This window comes from Paenibacillus sp. MMS20-IR301 (assembly GCF_032302195.1).
In the GTDB taxonomy this organism is placed as follows: domain Bacteria; phylum Bacillota; class Bacilli; order Paenibacillales; family Paenibacillaceae; genus Paenibacillus_AQ.
This window is the reverse complement of record NZ_CP135275.1, coordinates 4604269-4621657: the sequence shown is the minus strand read 5'-3', so window position 1 is coordinate 4621657 and position 17389 is coordinate 4604269. Positions and strand designations below refer to the sequence as shown.

The 17389-nt window shown below is 53.9% G+C and carries 16 protein-coding genes; all 16 read left to right on the top strand.

The genetic code is table 11. The features are described from left to right. The first annotated feature begins 194 nt into the window (after window positions 1-194). Window positions 195-935 carry a YveK family protein gene (locus tag LOS79_RS19860; RefSeq protein ID WP_315411778.1) on the top strand — a complete coding sequence of 247 codons (741 nt, stop codon included), beginning with the start codon at window positions 195-197 and terminating at the stop codon, window positions 933-935. Further along, entirely contained in the window at window positions 919-1560 is a 642-nt protein-coding gene (locus LOS79_RS19855; protein ID WP_315411777.1) for a CpsD/CapB family tyrosine-protein kinase, read from the top strand. Before LOS79_RS19860 ends, LOS79_RS19855 begins: the two co-directional genes overlap by 17 nt. Window positions 1561-1607: 47 nt before the next feature. Further along, entirely contained in the window at window positions 1608-2498 is an 891-nt protein-coding gene (galU, locus tag LOS79_RS19850) for a UTP--glucose-1-phosphate uridylyltransferase GalU (RefSeq protein WP_315411776.1), read from the top strand. 156 nt (window positions 2499-2654) lie between these two features. After that, on the top strand, window positions 2655-3347 hold the full coding sequence (locus LOS79_RS19845; RefSeq protein WP_315411775.1) for a sugar transferase: 693 nt from the start codon (window positions 2655-2657) through the stop codon (window positions 3345-3347). Between the two features lie 20 nt (window positions 3348-3367). Continuing rightward, window positions 3368-4309 (top strand): glycosyltransferase, encoded by a 942-nt coding sequence (locus tag LOS79_RS19840; RefSeq protein WP_315411774.1) that lies wholly within the window; start codon window positions 3368-3370, stop codon window positions 4307-4309. Window positions 4310-4323: 14 nt separating this feature from the next. Then, complete coding sequence (locus LOS79_RS19835; RefSeq protein ID WP_315411773.1) at window positions 4324-5670, top strand: O-antigen ligase family protein; 1347 nt, start codon at window positions 4324-4326, stop codon at window positions 5668-5670. Further along, window positions 5667-6449 carry a WecB/TagA/CpsF family glycosyltransferase gene (locus tag LOS79_RS19830; protein ID WP_315411772.1) on the top strand — a complete coding sequence of 261 codons (783 nt, stop codon included), beginning with the start codon at window positions 5667-5669 and terminating at the stop codon, window positions 6447-6449. The genes LOS79_RS19835 and LOS79_RS19830 overlap by 4 nt, the downstream gene beginning before the upstream one ends. Before the next feature lie 30 nt (window positions 6450-6479). Then, on the top strand, window positions 6480-7979 hold the full coding sequence (locus LOS79_RS19825) for an O-antigen ligase family protein (RefSeq protein ID WP_397386668.1): 1500 nt from the start codon (window positions 6480-6482) through the stop codon (window positions 7977-7979). After that, window positions 7945-9324 carry an oligosaccharide flippase family protein gene (locus tag LOS79_RS19820; protein WP_315411771.1) on the top strand — a complete coding sequence of 460 codons (1380 nt, stop codon included), beginning with the start codon at window positions 7945-7947 and terminating at the stop codon, window positions 9322-9324. The genes LOS79_RS19825 and LOS79_RS19820 overlap by 35 nt, the downstream gene beginning before the upstream one ends. Before the next feature lie 261 nt (window positions 9325-9585). Beyond that, a complete protein-coding gene (locus tag LOS79_RS19815) occupies window positions 9586-10440 on the top strand; it encodes a glycosyltransferase family 2 protein (RefSeq protein WP_315411770.1) in 855 nt (284 codons plus the stop codon). Continuing rightward, window positions 10427-11617 (top strand): glycosyltransferase family 4 protein, encoded by a 1191-nt coding sequence (locus LOS79_RS19810; RefSeq protein ID WP_315411769.1) that lies wholly within the window; start codon window positions 10427-10429, stop codon window positions 11615-11617. Before LOS79_RS19815 ends, LOS79_RS19810 begins: the two co-directional genes overlap by 14 nt. Continuing rightward, window positions 11614-12753: a glycosyltransferase family 4 protein gene (locus LOS79_RS19805; RefSeq protein ID WP_315411768.1), complete on the top strand. Its 1140-nt coding sequence runs from the start codon at window positions 11614-11616 to the stop codon at window positions 12751-12753. Before LOS79_RS19810 ends, LOS79_RS19805 begins: the two co-directional genes overlap by 4 nt. Before the next feature lie 102 nt (window positions 12754-12855). Then, the gene (locus tag LOS79_RS19800; protein ID WP_315422343.1) at window positions 12856-13956 is read left to right on the top strand and encodes a glycosyltransferase; all 1101 of its coding nucleotides are present in this window, start codon (window positions 12856-12858) and stop codon (window positions 13954-13956) included. Window positions 13957-13960: 4 nt separating this feature from the next. Beyond that, a complete protein-coding gene (locus LOS79_RS19795; protein WP_315411767.1) occupies window positions 13961-15301 on the top strand; it encodes a UDP-glucose dehydrogenase family protein in 1341 nt (446 codons plus the stop codon). A 273-nt stretch (window positions 15302-15574) separates the two neighbouring features. Then, the gene (locus tag LOS79_RS19790) at window positions 15575-15940 is read left to right on the top strand and encodes a hypothetical protein (RefSeq protein ID WP_315411766.1); all 366 of its coding nucleotides are present in this window, start codon (window positions 15575-15577) and stop codon (window positions 15938-15940) included. A 12-nt stretch (window positions 15941-15952) separates the two neighbouring features. Continuing rightward, window positions 15953-17326 carry a sugar phosphate nucleotidyltransferase gene (locus tag LOS79_RS19785; protein ID WP_315411765.1) on the top strand — a complete coding sequence of 458 codons (1374 nt, stop codon included), beginning with the start codon at window positions 15953-15955 and terminating at the stop codon, window positions 17324-17326. The last annotated feature ends 63 nt before the right edge of the window (window positions 17327-17389 follow it).

The window sequence follows — 17389 nt, the reverse complement described above, 5'->3', positions numbered from 1 at the left end:
GTATTTTCCTGCGATATGGTACTAAAGTATACCATCCATGCCCTCTTGCGGACCGAAAGCACTCACACGAAAGTGAAGTGTAAAGGGGTGCAATGAGGCATGTCACGGTACCTGCGCATTGATAGAATAAAAGCAAGAGTTCAGAAACTTTCATGAATGTTTTCAAAGCAAACATAAGCGGAAGGAGGGTTACTGTGGAAAAGACGATTCTGGATTACATTAACCTGATTAAAAAGAAATTATGGTTAATCACGGTGTTTGTGCTTATCTCCTGCGCCACCACCTACTATGTCAGCAAAAACTTCGTCGTACCCGTCTACTCCGCCTCTGGACAGCTGCTGGTCAACAATGCCGTAAATCTTCCCGAAAGCAACAATCTCAATGCGCTGAATTTCAGTCTGAATCTTATTGAGAGCTATAAGGAAATCATCAAGTCCCCAACCATCATGAAGAGCGTCACTCATGATCATCCGGAATTCGGACTTACGGAGGAGCAGCTGGCAGGCAAGCTGCAGATCAAAACCTCGGAGAAAAGCCAGGTCATTAACCTGAGTGTAACGGACGAGGATTACAGTAAAGCGGCCACCATCGTAAACGCGGTTTCGCAAACGTTCATACGCAGCTTACCGGCGCTTATGAACCTGGATAATGTAACCTACCTGACTCCTGCGGATCCTGCGGATCAGCCCGCTGCGGATAACGGCGGATCGGCTATGAACCTGATCATCAGCTTTGTAGTTTCGCTGATGGCAGCGGTCGGAATCATCCTGCTGATGGAAACCTTGAATGGCACATTAAGATCCGAGAAGGAAGCTGAATATGACTTGGGTCTTCCGGTCATTGCCAGTATTCCGGGTATCCGCAAACGCGATTTGGGCAAGGCGGCTAACAGCAAGGCCAGAGTAGGGGAGGGTGCTTATGCTACGGCTGAATAGAAGTTTGATTGCGGATCTCAATCCGTCCTCGCATATTTCGGAATCCTTCCGCTCGCTGCGTACCTATATCCGCCAGCTGGGCCTGCTGAAGGGCAGCGGCGGACAGGTGCTGCTGTTCACATCGGCTGAAGGCGGTGAGGGCAAGACAACAATCCTGGCCAATCTCGCCGTATCCTTTGTCCAGGACGGCAAGAAGGTTGCCGTGGTGGACTGCAACTTAAGGAAGCCCGGACTGCACAGTGTGTTCGAGGTAGAGGGAAGCCAGGGGCTGGCTGCCTATCTGGCAGGCTATGAGGAAGCAGGGGATATCGCCGTCTACGGCAGCCTGGCTAATCTGGCGGTCATTCCAGCCGGGCTCACCAGTGTCAGCCCGCCGGATCTGCTGGGCAGCGACAGGCTGCCGGCCTTGCTGGAGGAGCTTAAAGCGGGCTTTGACCTGATTCTGCTGGATTCGCCGCAAGCGATAGAGTACAGTGATGCCCGCATATTGGCTCCGCTGTCAGACGGTCTGATCATCGTGGCCAGGCATGGCAGAACCAAGCGGGAATCGCTGCGCAAGCTGAAAGGTCTTATGGAGCAGACAGGTGTACGCATCCTGGGAATTGCCATGAATCAGAGTAAATAATCCACTGCACGGTAAGGTGAAAACAACTATCTTGGGAGGTATGTGTGATGAAGAAGGTCAAGAAGGTAATTATCCCGGCTGCCGGGTTAGGCACACGTTTCCTTCCGGCAACCAAGGCGATGCCTAAGGAAATGCTGCCGATTATCAACAAGCCGACAATTCAGTACATCGTAGAGGAAGCCATTGCTTCCGGGATCGAGGATATCATTATCGTTACCGGTAAGGGGAAGCGGGCGATCGAGGATCATTTCGATAATGCCTTTGAACTGGAATCCCGGCTGCTGGAAGACGGCAAGCTGGAATTGCTTAAGGAAGTTCAGCGGTCCTCCAAGGTTGAAATTCACTATATCCGGCAAAAGGAACCGAAGGGCCTCGGACATGCCGTATGGTGTGCCCGCCGGTTTATCGGCGATGAGCCGTTTGGCGTCATGCTCGGTGATGACATTGTAACCGGAAAGGTTCCCTGCCTGAAGCAGCTGATTGACCAGTATGAGGAAACCCAGAATTCGGTCATCGGTGTCCAGGATATTCCGGATGAATTCACTAACCGCTACGGGATTATTGAACCGGATCTGCAGGACGGACGGCTCTACCGGGTCAATAACTTCGTTGAGAAGCCGCCGCTGGGAACAGCACCATCCAATCTCGCCATTATGGGCCGCTACGTATTTACACCAAAGATCTTCAAATATCTCGATCTGCAGGAAAAAGGCGCCGGCGGTGAGATTCAGCTGACAGATGCGATCCAGAAGCTCAACCAGAGCGAACGGGTATATGCCTATAACTTTGACGGTACAAGATATGATGTCGGTGAGCGGCTCGGATATATTTTGACCACCCTGGAGTTTGCCCTTGAGAGTGAGGATTTGCGCTACCAGGTAATGGACGCTATGGCGGAATGGCTGAAGCAGGCGGGACAAACCTCGCTGAGCAGCTGAACCAGCAACTAAGCCTATGCTTCCGGAGCAAGTTTTGAACGAGGCGTATCCAGGAAGTGATGCTCCACAAAACTAAGCCTATGCTTCCGAAGCGAGTTTTGAACGAAGCGTATCCAGGAAGTGATGCTCCACAAAACTTTTAGGAGGAATGAAGAAATGAGCATGCAAAAACTGCCGGAAGACTATGAGGCCGTCCTGCCGAAGCTTTACATGCTGCATGCGAGTGAAGGGAATAAGACAATGGACTCCTACTTGTTATTGAAGCGGATAATCGATGTATTCTTCTCCGCCCTTGGCCTGCTCTTCCTGCTGCCGCTGTTCGCGGTAGTAGCTGTCCTGATTAAGCTGGAGGACCCGAAAGGGAAGGTATTCTTCCGCCAGGACCGGGTCGGCAAGGATGAGAAGCTGTTCCCCATGTACAAATTCAGATCTATGGTCTCCAATGCTGAAGAGCTTAAGGAAAGTCTGATGGCTTATAACGAAGTGAGCGGTGCGATGTTCAAAATCAAGAATGATCCCCGCATCACCCGCATCGGAAGATTCCTGCGCAAGACCAGTATCGATGAGCTGCCCCAGCTCTGGAACGTGCTGATGGGACATATGAGCCTTGTTGGCCCCCGGCCTCCGCTCGTTGAAGAGGTGGCGCAGTATACGGAGTATGACAAGCAGCGGCTGATGGTGACGCCTGGCTGCACCGGGTACTGGCAGGTGAATGCCAGAAACAGCGTCGGCTTTGATGAGATGGTTCAGCTGGACCTGACGTACATTAGCATCCGCAGCACCATGCTGGATCTGAAGATCATCGTCAAGACCGGCCTGATGCTGCTCGGCTCCAAAAATGCGTACTAAAAATTATGGGAATTGGGTGAATGCCGATGCTTGTAAACGGAGATGTGCCTAAGATTTCCATCATCATCTGCACCTATAACCGCTCAGCCCTGCTGGTCAAGACGCTACGGTCGCTGCTGCCGCTGGAGAACCTGCGGGCGGCTGAGATCATCGTGGTGGATAACAGCTCCAAGGATGATACAGCGGCTGCGGTCAAAAGGTTCATCGGGGACCATGGTGCCGGTATGGATATAAGGTATCTTCTGGAGCCGGTGCAGGGACTTTCGGCAGCCCGGAATACGGGAATCCTGGCTTCCAGATCGCCGCTCATTGCCTTCCTGGATGATGATGCGATACCTTGCCGGACCTGGATCACGACCATTGTCAGCACTTTCGCACAGCGGCCGGAGGTGATGGCTATGGGCGGGAAAATCGCTCCGATCTTTGAAAGCAAACGTCCGGAGTGGCTGATTAAACCGTTTGAGCTTCCGTATACCATCGTGGATCTGGGCAACCGGATCAGGGAATATCCGAAGCGGCTTCACCCCTGCGGCGCCAATATGGCGATGCGCAAGCCAGTGTTCGATATCAGCCTGTTTCCGCTGGAGCTGGGCAGGAAGGGCGACTCCCTGCTCTCGGGTGAAGAGACCTGGCTGTTCGGCCAGATTCAGCAGGAGGGACATTCAATTCTGTATCATCCTGAAATGGCGGTCGATCACTTCGTGCCGGCTAACCGGCTGACAGAGGATTGGATTATGAAGCGTTACTACAGCCAGGGAATCTCAAATGCGATGAAGAGCGAAGGATTGAAGGGCAAGTTGCTGCTGCTGGGCAAGACAGGCGCCAAGGTGATGTACATTATGGCCGACTCTGTTCTCTCCCGCAGCCAGGGAAGAAGGCTGCTGAATAAATGCAGGCTGGAGAGTATCCGCGGGACTCTTCATATGATCTGGAACCGGAAGCGGGAATCCGCAGCAGGGTGAGAGGAGGGCGCGGGATGACTAATTTTGGGTGGGGCAGCAAAATAAACGCTTTGCCGTACGGAATGCTCTACCTCATATCCGCATTATTCCTCGGGACGGCGGTCATCTACCAGCCGGTCATTGCGGTAGCAGCCGTACTTCTGATTATGCTGCTGGTTGTCTCCATCTCACGCCCTGAGCTGATCAGTTATTTCGTACTGCTGACCACGGCAGTATCGATCAACTTTCTGTACAGCGGCAGCATGTTCGGCATCGAGATCCTCTCCCTCTATAAGCTGGTCATTCTGATGCTGCTTGTGCCTTGCATTCTCGTCAATGGTCTGCGGCTGCGGCTGAGCCAGCCGCTATGGGCAATGCTGGCACTGGTCTTCATCAGCTTCACCTTCTCGGTCTGGCTGCCGGAGATGAGCTCATCCATTGCCATCAAAGCATTCATCGGGTTGTCGTTGCCGTTCGTATTCCTCCTGATTAACTGGAAGAAGGAAGTGGCCGAGAAGCAGATCCGCATCATTACCCTGCTGCCGCTGGTCAGTATTCTGGCCGGAGTGGTCCTGCAGGCAGCAGGTCTGCATCCCTTCCTTGATGTTGAATTTACCGGCGCAGTACGGATTCAGGGGGCGAACATTCCGGCGCATCTGGCGATGCTGGCGTTCATGGGTGTGGCGATCGCCTTTATTGAAATCAAGCGCAGCCCGCAGCATATAAGGTTCAATTACCTTATGCTGGGCCTTAATTTCCTGATTCTTATCGGGACAGGAACCCGGGGGCCGATCCTGGCGCTGATCCTGATGGTGCTCTACTATTTCTACGATATTTCCCGCCAGTACCTTAGAGGCAAAACTAAATTTCTGATCCCGCTCCTGTGCTCACTGCTGGTCATTACCGCAGCGGTCTACCTGCAGCTCGACAACATCAAGAAACGTTCCTTCGAGCGTACGACAGAAACGGGGGTTGACCTGTCAGGACGGGCGGAAGCCTGGGAGTACTTCCTGAATAAAGCGGAGGATTCCCCTTATGCGGGGCGCGGCCTCGGGGCGGTTACGGTAGCCAATGACGGCTCGCTCTACAAAGGCTTTGTCGTTCCGCATAACGAGTATATCCGCTTTTACTTCGACGGAGGCTACTTCGGGGCCATACTGCTGCTGATTTCCTTACTTGCTGTGTTCCTTCTGGTGTACAGGGCTTTGGCACCGCCGGTTAAACCGTATTACCTGCTCTTTATTGCAGCGTTCCTGATCTACTCTTTCACAGATAACACGCTGTCGACGGTCCAATCCATCATTCCGTTCTGCTGGTATCTGAACTGCCTGTACCGGTCTTCACAGCTGGCCGATTCCCCACAAAAAGAAGTGATACGATGAATCAAGTGAACATGTTCGATGTCAATTTTGATAACTATGATTTCATGGACCTGCTCGATTACATTGACAAAATGATTCAGGAAAGGAACCAGTCCTACATCCTGACCTGCAATGTCGATCATGTAATCAAGCTCCGGAAGGATGAAGAATTCCGTGAGGTCTATTCCGAAGCCGGAGCCGTGGTTGCGGACGGAATGCCGCTGATCTGGGCGTCCAAGATGCTCGGCAAGCCGCTGAAGCAAAAGGTATCCGGAGCAGACCTGTTCAGCAGGCTGGGCCACGCTTTTCAGCAGAGAAAATACCGCCTGTTCTTCCTGGGCTCGGCGGAAGGCGTGCCGGAGCAGGCGACGGAGAACCTTAAGGCGGCCTACCCGGATATCAACGTTGTCGGCTGTTATTCTCCTTCCTACGGCTTTGAGCACAACGAAGAAGAGAATCAGCGGATTATCCAGATGCTGACGGAAAGTCAGCCGGATATTGTGTTCGTAGGCGTGGGAGCCCCGAAGCAGGAGAAATGGATCTACCGCCACTATACCTCTTACCAGGCGCCGGTTTCGATCGGTGTGGGGGCAACCTTTGATTTTCTGTCAGGCTCGGTTAAGCGGGCTCCGGATTTCATGCAGAAGACCGGAATGGAGTGGCTCTGGAGGCTGATCCAGGAGCCGGGACGCCTGTGGAAAAGATACCTGGTCGACGATGCCCAGTTCCTGGTATTGCTGCTTAAGGAGCTGCGCAAGCGGGATAAACTGAAAAACGGCAAAGAAGCGGAGCCGGAATAAATACATGCAGGTAAGAGTGGAGGCGGGGGAATGAAGATGCTGGACCGGGAGGAGAACAGTCTGAGTCTTCCTTCCTTAACATCAGTGAAGTCAGCGGCGGTGATGATGATCATCTGCGGTGCAGCGCTGGTTCTGCCGCTGGTCATCGGCTTCGCCAGTGCGAAGCTCAGTGCCACGAACAGTCTGCAGGGCATTATTCTGGCAGGGATTCTCTTTCCGGCTTTCCTGCTGGCATTGCTGAATACACGGCTGCTGATCCCGTACACCCTGCTGGTCTGGGCAGTGGCCCCGGAGCTGCGGCGGATTGCCGACTGGTATGAAGGAGTGTATCACTCCGTATCCCTGCTTAGTCTGGCTCCCCTGCTGACGGGGGCAACCCTGGCCATTCCGGTGCTTAAGGAGATTCACAAGATCCGCAAATCCTCTACCCGGATCATCCTGCTGTTCTCCATTGCCCTGGCCTACGGTGCCCTGATCGGTCTGGCGAAGAACGGTGTCGGCTCCGTATACGATCTGGCGAACTATATCGTACCGCTGCTGCTGATTCCGTTCTTCGCGGTCACGCATTTCGGTCCGAAGGATATTGACCGGCTGCTGTATGCCTTTGCCAATATCGCCGTGCTGGTCGCTGCATACGGAATTGTGCAGTACCTAACCGTTCCCCCGTGGGATGCCTTCTGGATGCGCCATGCGGATATGATGTCAATCGGCACGCCTTATCCGCTTGAGATCAGGGTCTTCTCAACCCTGAACTCGCCGGGGCCGGCAGCAACCTTCCTGGTATTCGCGCTCGTCCCGATGATTCTGGAGCGGAAATGGCAGGGCACGCTGCGCTGGCTCGGCGTACTGCTCGTAGTAGTCTGCCTCTTGACTACGCTGGTCCGTTCAGCCTGGCTGGTCCTGCTGGTGATGCTGCTGGTGTATATTGCATCCTCACCCTCCAGGGGGAAATGGAAGACACTGCTGCAGCTGGTCTTCGTAGCTGCGGCGCTGTTCTGGATCGTGCCCAAGCTGCCTGGAGCCGAAGGGCTGGTCGCCCGGATGGAGACCCTCACCTCAGTGCAGGAGGATCATTCCTATAACGAGCGCCTCAGCCTATGGACGAATATGCTGCCGATGGTAGCCGGCAATCCCGTCGGGCAGGGCATCGGCAGCGTCGGGCAGGGAACGAAGCTCGGCAATGGCGGAGAGCTTGGTGAATACGGCGTAATGGACAACGGTGTGATTGCACTGCTGCTGACTTTCGGAGTACTGGGAGCATTGTTCTTCTTCGGGGCACTCGGCGCTGTCATTAAACAGATTATGGTCCGGGTTACCCGCAAGGACAGCCTGCAGCCTTATTCCAGGCTGGCGCTGGCGGCATGGATGGGGGCAGTGGTCAGCCTGGTGTCGGATAACGGGTTCCCGGGACTGAAGGGATACCTGATCTGGATGCTGGTCGGGCTTGGACTTAGTGCCAAAGAGATAACAGAGAGCAGAAAGAAGGGAACACCACATGCAGCAGCTCAACGCGAAATCACTTCCCGCTAATACGGTCTGGTCCTCGCTCCGCAGCTTCACGAAGAGCAAGGACAGCAGCTCAGCGGCTGTAAAAACCATGTTTGTCAGTGTGCTGATTCTGCTCGTCAATATGCTGACCGGTGTGCTGACCGCCCGTTACCTGGGACCAACAGGGCGGGGAGAGCAGACCGCGATGGTGAACTGGTCGCAGTTTCTGGCGTTCAGCATGAGCTTCGGGATTCCGTCCGCGCTGATCTACAATGCCAAGAAAAATCCGGATGAGGCCGGTGTGCTGTACCGGGTGGCCTTAATGATCGGGCTTGCGTTCGGGACACTGGCGATGATTGTCGGAATCCTCGTGCTGCCTTACTGGCTGAAGGAATTCAGCCATGAAGTTGTGGTCTTCGCCCAGTGGTCCATGCTCCTCTGTCCGCTGATTGTGGTCTCCCAAGTGAACAATGCGGCGTTCCAGTTCAGGAATGATTACAGGACCTTTAACCTGATGCGTTATCTGATTCCGCTGCTGACACTCGCAGCCATCGGCATTCTCATAGTGACCGGGCATATCAGTCCGTTCACCACAGCATTAGCTTACCTGCTTCCGTCGGTTCCGATGTTCATCGGCATGACGGTCGTACTGCTCCGTACTTACAAGGTTAAGCTGCGGGATGCCTATCTGAACTTCAAAAGATTGTTCACTTATGGTCTGGGCTCATACGGCAACGATCTGCTCGGACAGTTCTCTTACTACATAGACCAGATTATTATTGCCGGCCTGCTCAGGCCCGCTGATCTGGGACTCTATGCGGTAGCGGTCAGCCTGTCGCGGATGGTTAACTTCTTCTCCAATTCGATTACGGTGGTGCTGTTTCCGAAAGCCTCCGGGATGTCGAAGGATGAAGCGGTCTCCCTTACCTTCAAGGCTTTCCGCATCAGCACCACATGTACACTGCTAGGCGCATTGTTCCTGATGCTGGTTGCCCCGTTTGTCATCCCGCTGCTCTACGGCAAGGATTTCAATACGGCGCTTACCGTGTTCCGCCTGCTGCTGCTGGAGGTTACGATCAGCGGAGGAACCCTGATTCTGGCCCAGGTGTTCATGGCACTGGGCAAACCTAAATTCGTATCGATCCTTCAGGGAGTCGGCCTCATCCTCGTGATTCCGCTGCTCTTCCTGCTGGTGCCGAAATACGGGTTATTCGGAGCCGGAGCGGCTATGCTCTCATCGGCTGTGCTGCGGTTCCTGTTCATTATTCTTAATATCCGCTACAACCTGAAGGTTAAGCTTCCGCGGCTGTTCATTAACGCAGAGGACCTTCAGTGGCTGAAGACGACGATGAATTCGTATATTCGCAAGAAACCTATGGATGTGTAGGCAGTTAAGTAACTAGCTGATTCGGCGAGCCGAGATCACGAGGCGAGCGGCTTATCTGCTAAAAAACCAAGGGACGGTGTCCGGAGAAACGAAGGGGAAGTTTGGAGCTGTAGAAACGAAGTGTCCGCCTTTGTTCTCTGATTTCATCCGCTAATAGAGCGGTCCAATCAAGGAAATCAGAGAACAACAGCGGCCGGAAGCCCAAACATTCCCCGTAGTGACGACGCACACCGGACCAATAAGGCAAAGGAGGATACCTTCATGGATTCAGCAGCAAGCGTGCTTGGCGGCCGGGGCAGCTACCCGATCTCGGCAGTCATTATAGCTCAGGATGACGAGGTTCGGATATCCGCAGCAATTCAGTCCTGCCGGCAGTTCGCTGACGAGGTGGTAGTCATCGACGGAGGCAGTAAAGACGGTACGGTACGGCTATCCGAGAGCCTGGGATGCCGGGTATTCGTAAACCCGTGGCCCGGATATGCGAAGCAAAGGGAATTCGGAGTGGAACGCGCCAGCCATGATTGGGTCTTCCTGATTGATACCGACGAAGTGGTCAGCGAAGAGCTGGCCCGGGATATCCTGGAGCGCAAGCCCGGACTGACAGATGCTACAGTGGCTTTCTCCCTGTACCGGATCGGCGATTTCCTCGGCAAATGGCTCGACAAGGGCGAATATCTGGTGCGGCTGTACAACCGCAAGGAGTACGGAATCCGCAACAGTCTGGTGCATGAAATGCCTGAAGTAGCCGAGGAACGCACGGAGAAGCTGAATGGAACACTCTGGCATCAGGGCTTCCGCAGCATCAATGATCATGTGGCGAGATTCAACAAATATACGGATCTGGAGGCGCAAAGCGCCTTTGCCAGCGGCAAACCGTTCAAGCTGAGCCATTTGCTGCTGCGGCCGCCGGCCCGCTTCCTGCAGAAGTACTTCCTGCACGGGCTGTTCAAAAAAGGAATTTCCGGATTCGCAGTATCGGTGTTCTGGGTGATGTATGAATTCATGGTCGGCTTCAAGCATTATGAACTGCACAGCTCCGGCAAGCTGACCCGGCATAATCTGCAGGGCCAGGCCGGGAAGGAGAAGAAAGGGGAGAGAAGCTATGTCGTACAATGACGGACTGAACATCATGACGACCGGACTCAGCTGGCCTTCGCTGCAGCCCGGCGGGCTGAACACCTATTTCAAATCCGTATGTGAGCAGCTCTCCTCACGGAACCGGGTGCATGCCCTGATCTGCAGCCAGGAGACGCCGGCTGTTCCGAAGGAACTGATCATCCACAATGCCGGGGACCCGAAGGAGACGATCTGGAAGCGCAAGGATGCTTTTCAGCGTAAAGCGGCAGACCTGATGGGCAGTGGGAGCGGGCGGATTGATATCCTCTATTCCCATTTCGCCCCTTATGGCATCGGCCCGGCGCTCGAAGCGAAGAAGCGCGGGATTCCGGTTATTATGACCTTCCATGGTCCCTGGAATGAAGAGATGAAGATTGAAGGCCAGGGCATCAGGCACCGGGTCAAAACAACGATTGCCAAATCGATTGAACATAAAGCTTACAAGCTCGCTGACAAGTTCATCGTACTCAGCGAGTACTTCCGCGATATGCTGCATGATCTGCACGGGGTGCCGATGCATAAGATCATCGTCATACCCGGAGCAGCCAACGTGGAGCGGTTCGTGCCGTCCGCGAACCGGCTGGCGGTCCGGCGGCAGCTGAATCTGCCCGAAGGTGCGACAACCGTACTGACCGTCCGGCGGCTGATGAACCGGATGGGGCTGCTGCAGCTGCTTGAAGCTTGGAAGCAGGTAGCAGAGCGCTTCCCGAATGCGATCCTGCTGATCGGGGGCAAGGGCCCGCTGCGCGGCGAGCTGGAAGAGAAGATTGCCGATTATGGTCTCGGCAATAAGGTCCGGCTGCTCGGCTACATTCCCGACCAGGAGCTGGCTTCCTATTACCAGGCAGCCGACATGTTCGTAGTGCCTTCCCAGGCGCTGGAGGGCTTCGGCCTGATCACCGTAGAGGCGCTGGCCTCGGGCCTTCCGGTCATGGCGACGCCGGTCGGAGGCAACAGGGAGATTCTGCAGGGCTTCCGCCCGGAGCTGCTGTTCAAGAGTGCGGCCAGCGAAGATATGGCGGAAGGCATGATTCAGATGCTGGGCAACCGCAAGCTGCTGCCGGGCCGGGAAGAATGCCGCAACCATGTGCTGGAGAAGTACACCTGGCAGCAGGTAGGCGATAAAGTGGAATCCGTATTCCTCGAAACTTTGGGAAAGGGTGTGACTGCAGGATGATAAAAGTCGCTTATATTGATCACACCGCCAAATGGAGCGGGGGCGAGGTTGCCCTGTTCAACATCCTCACTAACATCGGTGAGCATATCAAGCCGCTTGTGATTCTCGCGGAAGAGGGCACACTCGCTGAACGCCTGCGGGACAAAGGCATTGATGTCCGCATTATCCCGCTGGATGAGAGCATCCGCAGCCGGGGGCGCAACGCCGTTAACCTTGGTGCCCCGGCGGCTGCAATGAAGCTGCTGGCCTACGGCCGCAAGCTGGCTCCGTTGCTCAAAGAGGAGAAGGTCGATTGTGTGCATACCAATTCACTGAAATCAGCCTTCTATGGAGCAGTAGCCGCGAAGAAGGCAGGCGTGCCGCTGATCTGGCATATCCGCGATCATATCGGAGCCCCTTACCTGAAGCCGGTTGTCGCCAAGGCGATCCGGCTGCTGTCACGGCTTCTGCCGAACGGCGTCATCGCCAATTCCCACTCCACGCTGAATGCGCTGGAGCTGCCCCGGACGAAGAAGACGCTGGTTGTCTATTCGGCCTTCGCTAAGGCGATTGGTGAAGGAATCGGCAAGCGGGACCAGAAGGATTTCAACGTGCTGCTGGTAGGGCGCCTTGCCCACTGGAAAGGCCAGCATATTGTGCTGGAAGCGGCTAAGGCTTTCAAGCATGACAGCCGGGTGAAGTTCTGGCTGGCCGGCGACGCCTTGTTCGGGGAAGAGGAATACAAACAGCAATTAATTCAGCAGATGCAGCAAGATGACATCACCAATGTCAGCCTGCTGGGTCATGTGGATGATATACAAGGACTCATGAACAAAGCCGACTTGCTGATTCACACGTCGATTACCCCTGAGCCGTTTGGCCAGGTTATCGTCGAAGGCATGGCGGCCGGACTGCCGGTGATTGCTTCGAATGAAGGCGGGCCGGTGGAAATTGTTGTTCCTGGCGTAACCGGGCTGCTGATTCAGCCTGGAGATGCCGCTGTACTTGCCGAATCCATCACCTGGATGCTGGACCATCCCGAAGAGCGCAGACGGATGGCGGATCATGGAATGAAAAGGGTGAAAGAGCATTTTGTCATCGAGAATACAGTCAAGGATATCGTTGCTTACTACAAAGGTCTGCTGGCGGTTACCTGATTTTCTTTCTTGGATAACGCTTAAGGCTTGCATCAACATCCGCTCACTTCATGCGCTCACTGCTTGATGATGCTGCTCCATAAAACTTTGAGGATGATTCACATGAAAATTGCGATAGCGCACGATTACTTAATCCAAATGGGCGGAGCAGAAAGAGTGGTGGAGGTCTTTCATCACATGTATCCGGATGCTCCGATCTTCACAACGGTGTTTAACGGCAGCCGCCTGACCGATAACCTCAAAGATGCGGATATCCGGGCCTCCTGGCTGCAGAAAATTCCGGGCGTGAAGAAGAATTTCAAAGGGGTGCTGCCGCTCTATCCGATGGCCGTCCGCGATCTGGACTTCAGCGGGTATGATATCGTCCTTAGCTCCAGCAGTGCTTTTATGAAAAGCATCCAGGTGCCCGAGTCTACCTTCCATCTCTGTTACTGCCATACTCCGATGCGGTTCGCCTGGGATTATGACACGTATATGGAGCGGCAGTCCAATTCCGGCATCTTCAAAAGACTGCTCAAGCTGTATATGCAGCGGTTGAAGAACTGGGATCAGCGGACTTCCAAAAATGTAAACCAGTTTGTGGCCAACTCCTCAGTCGTGAAGAAGCGGATTCAGAATTATTACCACCGCGATTCCGATGTGATTTTTCCGCCGATCAATACGGCCCGCTTCACCAGTTCACCCACGATTGGGGATTATTATCTGATCGTCTCCCGGCTGGTATCCTACAAGCGGATCGATCTGGCGGTGGAGGCGTTCAACCGTAACGGTGTGAAGCTGTATATCGTCGGAGACGGTCCCGACCGTAAACGTCTGGAGGGGATGGCGAAAGAGAATATCTCCTTTCTGGGCCGGCTGGAGGATGAAGAAGTAACGGGGCTGATGTCTCAGTGCCGGGCCTTTATTTTTCCCGGAGAAGAAGATTTCGGTATCACACCGCTGGAGGCAAACGCTGCAGGCCGTCCGGTCATCGCCTATCAGGCGGGAGGGGCGCTGGATACGATCGTTCCTTATGTGAACGGGGTTTTTTTCCAGCATCAGGAAGTTGATGATCTGCTCCAGGCCATTGAGGAGGCCGAATCCCATGACTGGGATATCAGCCAGATTATGGGCCATGCACGCAAATTCGATGAGCAGGCGTTTATGGTTCAGTTCAAGCAATATGTGGAACAGGCCTACGTCAATTTCCTAAAAGGAGGATGATTGTATGAAACTCGCAGTAATCGGTACCGGTTATGTTGGACTCGTCTCAGGCGTATGCTTCACGCTTAACGGAAATCATGTCATCTGTGTGGATAAGGATGAGCAGAAAATCGAAAAGCTGAACCGGATGGAATCCCCGATCTATGAACCGGGTATTGAGGCCTTAATTGAGATGAATCTCCGGGAGGGAAGATTATCCTTCTCGGCGGATCTTAAGGATTCGGTCAGACGCTCTGATATTGTCATCCTTGCTGTAGGTACACCTTCCCTGCCGGGCGGCGAAGCCGATTTGCAGTATATCGAGGGGGCAGCCGTAGAGATTGCCGAAGCGATGGAAGGCTACAAGATTATTATGACCAAGTCAACCGTTCCCGTCGGCACCAACGAGCGAATCCGCAAGCTGATTGCCTCCCATACGAATCACCCCTTCGATATTGTCTCCGCTCCTGAATTCCTTCGTGAAGGCTCTGCGATCCGCGATACGCTTCACCCCGACCGGATTGTAATCGGACTCGATAACCCGCAGCTTGAGCAGACCATGCGCCAGCTTCACCAGGGCTTCACGGACAATGTGTTCGTAACCGATATCCGCAGCGCCGAGATGATTAAATATGCTTCCAATGCTTTCCTGGCTACCAAAATATCGTTCATAAACGAAATTGCCAACATTTGTGAAAAAGTGGGAGCGGATGTAACCGAAGTGGCTGAGGGCATGGGAATGGACCGGAGAATCGGATCCTCCTTCCTGCAGGCCGGTATCGGGTACGGCGGCTCCTGTTTCCCGAAGGATACGAATGCGCTGATCCAGATCGCCGGTAACGTGGATTATGAATTCAAGCTGCTGAAATCCGTAGTTGAGGTTAATAAAGGCCAGCGGTTCATGATCATCTCGAAGCTGCATGAGTCGCTGGGCAGCCTGCGCGGCGCCGTAATCGGCATCTGGGGGCTGGCGTTCAAGCCGAACACGGATGATGTCCGTGAGGCACCGGCCCGGGAAATCGTCGAGGCGCTGGTCGCTGAAGGCGCCATCGTGAAGCTGTATGATCCCATCGCTGCCGATAACTTCCGCAGCGGGTATGATCATCCGCAGCTGCGCTGGTGCGGGCTGGCGGAAGAGGCGGCCGAGGGCAGTGACGCAGTCTGCCTCCTGACCGACTGGGGCCAGTTCAAGGATATCGACCTGCACCAGCTGGCGGACAGTATGCGCCGCCCGATATTGATCGACGGCCGCAACGTCTACACCAAAGAGCAGATTGAGGGCACCGGCCTGGAGTACCATTCCGTCGGCCGCCCGCAGATGGGTGGACTTAGCGGCTTCTCCGCCAGCGTTGCCGGGGCGGTGTAATTCCGCCGGTGCGGGCTGTATGGGGGAATAAAGGTGAAAATCCCTCTATTTCCGCCGAAAGTGGGCTGAATGGGAGAAATAAAGTGAAAAATCCCTCTATTTCAGCTGAAAATGGGCTGAATGGTGCAATTAAAGGTAAAAATCCCTCTAATCCCGCCAAAAGTGGGCTTTATTAAGGAATTAAAGGTAAAAATCCCTCTATTTCCGCCGAGAGTGAGCTGAATGGGAGAAATAGAGGTAAAAGTACCCTTAATTCCGCCGGATGCGGGCTAAATGCGTGAAATAGGAGCAAAAGTGCCCCTAATTTCGCCGGATGCAGGCCAAATGCGTGAAATAGGAGCAAAAGTGCCCCTAATTCCGCCGGATGCGGGCCAAATGCGTGAAATAGGAGCAAAAGTGCCCCTAATTTCACCAAATGCGGGCCAAATGCGTGAAATAGAGGTAAAAGTGCCCCTAATTTCACCGGATGCGGGCCAAATGCGTGAAATAGAGGTAAAAGTGCCCCCTAATTCTACCGGATGCAGATTTGCTTATAAGCTGCGAAGCGGCAGCGCGGGCATTTACTTCTACACCGTAGCCACTATCCATTATGAGGAAACTCCCAAGCAACAATCCGATATTCACGCGTCACACACATAAGGAGGGTTCACTATGAAACTAGTACTTTTATCAGGCGGTTCAGGCAAGCGGCTCTGGCCGCTCTCGAATGACTCACGTTCGAAGCAATTTCTGAAGGTACTGGAAAGCCCGGCAGGTGAACCGGAATCGATGGTTCAGCGGGTGTGGAGACAATTGCAGGAGGCCGGGATAGCGGAGTCATCCTATCTCGCAACCGGCCGCAGCCAGGTGGAGATGATTCAGAGTCAGCTCGGCGGCGAGGTGCCGATTATCGTGGAGCCGGAGCGCCGGGATACCTTCCCCGCCATTGCGCTGACGGCCGCTTATCTGTATTCCATCGCCGGTGTTTCACCGGCAGAGACCGTGGCGATTCTGCCCGTCGACCCTTATGTGGAATCATCCTTTTTCGATACGGTGCTGCAGCTGGAGAGTACGATGCTTGAGAGCGGTGCGAATCTGGCGCTCATGGGCGTAGTACCGGAGCACGCCTCCGAGAAATACGGCTATATTATTCCTACCAGCGCCGCAGCAGGCGAGAGCGGGTATCTGCAGGTGAGCCACTTCCAGGAGAAGCCGGACCGCAGGCAGGCAGAGGAGCTGATCAGCCGGAATGCACTCTGGAACTGCGGTGTCTTCGCTTTCCGGCTCGGGTATCTGCTGGATATTCTGCAGCGCAAAGGCCTCCCGCTGAACTATGAGGAGCTGCAAAAGCAGTACAAACTGCTGTCCTCGATCAGCTTCGATTATGAAGTGGTCGAGAAAGAGGAGAATATCGTAGTTCAGCCGTACGCCGGATTCTGGAAAGACCTGGGCACCTGGAATACCCTGACCGAGGAGATGACCAGTAATCATGTCGGCAAAGGGTTCGTGACGGCAGATTCCGAGGGTACCAGCCTTATCAATGAGCTGGATATTCCGATTACAGTAATCGGGGCGAAGGATCTGATTATCGCTGCCAGCCCGGACGGTATCCTGGTTACGCACAAGGCGGAGAGCCCGCGGATCAAGGAGGTACTGAAAACTTTTGAACAAAGACCGATGTACGAAGAGCGTCGCTGGGGCCACTACAAGGTAATCGATTATGTGAAGTATGATGAAGGCAATGAAGTGCTGACGAAGCGGATTTTCATTAACGAAGGTAAAAATATCAGCTATCAGTTGCATCACAAACGCAGTGAAATCTGGACGTTTGTCAGCGGTGAGGCAAGCATTGTCATTAACGAAAAGATGCATAAGGTAAAGGCAGGGGATGTTGTACGGATACCGGAAGGTACCAAGCATGCAATCCTGGCACTTACAGATGTGGAATTTATTGAGGTGCAGAGCGGCTCTGAACTGGTGGAGGAAGATAATATCCGCATCACTCTGGACTGGGAGGATATAGCTTTACACCAGTTTATCTCGTAGGCCTAATTAATCTATTTAACCAATTGTAACAAAATCAAAACAGGTATTTAGCACTATTTATTA

Excerpts from the sequence above, each read along its gene's own strand:
- LOS79_RS19790 (WP_315411766.1), top strand. The coding sequence starts at position 15,575 with ATGCGTGAAATAGGAGCAAAAGTGCCCCTAATTTCGCCGGATGCAGGC.
- LOS79_RS19840 (WP_315411774.1), top strand. The coding sequence starts at position 3,368 with ATGCCGATGCTTGTAAACGGAGATGTGCCTAAGATTTCCATCATCATC.
- LOS79_RS19815 (WP_315411770.1), top strand. The coding sequence starts at position 9,586 with ATGGATTCAGCAGCAAGCGTGCTTGGCGGCCGGGGCAGCTACCCGATC.
- LOS79_RS19830 (WP_315411772.1), top strand. The coding sequence starts at position 5,667 with ATGAATCAAGTGAACATGTTCGATGTCAATTTTGATAACTATGATTTC.
- LOS79_RS19855 (WP_315411777.1), top strand. The coding sequence starts at position 919 with ATGCTACGGCTGAATAGAAGTTTGATTGCGGATCTCAATCCGTCCTCG.
- LOS79_RS19820 (WP_315411771.1), top strand. The coding sequence starts at position 7,945 with ATGCAGCAGCTCAACGCGAAATCACTTCCCGCTAATACGGTCTGGTCC.
- LOS79_RS19785 (WP_315411765.1), top strand. The coding sequence starts at position 15,953 with ATGAAACTAGTACTTTTATCAGGCGGTTCAGGCAAGCGGCTCTGGCCG.
- galU (WP_315411776.1), top strand. The coding sequence starts at position 1,608 with ATGAAGAAGGTCAAGAAGGTAATTATCCCGGCTGCCGGGTTAGGCACA.
- LOS79_RS19805 (WP_315411768.1), top strand. The coding sequence starts at position 11,614 with ATGATAAAAGTCGCTTATATTGATCACACCGCCAAATGGAGCGGGGGC.
- LOS79_RS19845 (WP_315411775.1), top strand. The coding sequence starts at position 2,655 with ATGAGCATGCAAAAACTGCCGGAAGACTATGAGGCCGTCCTGCCGAAG.
- LOS79_RS19835 (WP_315411773.1), top strand. The coding sequence starts at position 4,324 with ATGACTAATTTTGGGTGGGGCAGCAAAATAAACGCTTTGCCGTACGGA.
- LOS79_RS19800 (WP_315422343.1), top strand. The coding sequence starts at position 12,856 with ATGAAAATTGCGATAGCGCACGATTACTTAATCCAAATGGGCGGAGCA.
- LOS79_RS19810 (WP_315411769.1), top strand. The coding sequence starts at position 10,427 with ATGTCGTACAATGACGGACTGAACATCATGACGACCGGACTCAGCTGG.
- LOS79_RS19795 (WP_315411767.1), top strand. The coding sequence starts at position 13,961 with ATGAAACTCGCAGTAATCGGTACCGGTTATGTTGGACTCGTCTCAGGC.
- LOS79_RS19825 (WP_397386668.1), top strand. The coding sequence starts at position 6,480 with ATGAAGATGCTGGACCGGGAGGAGAACAGTCTGAGTCTTCCTTCCTTA.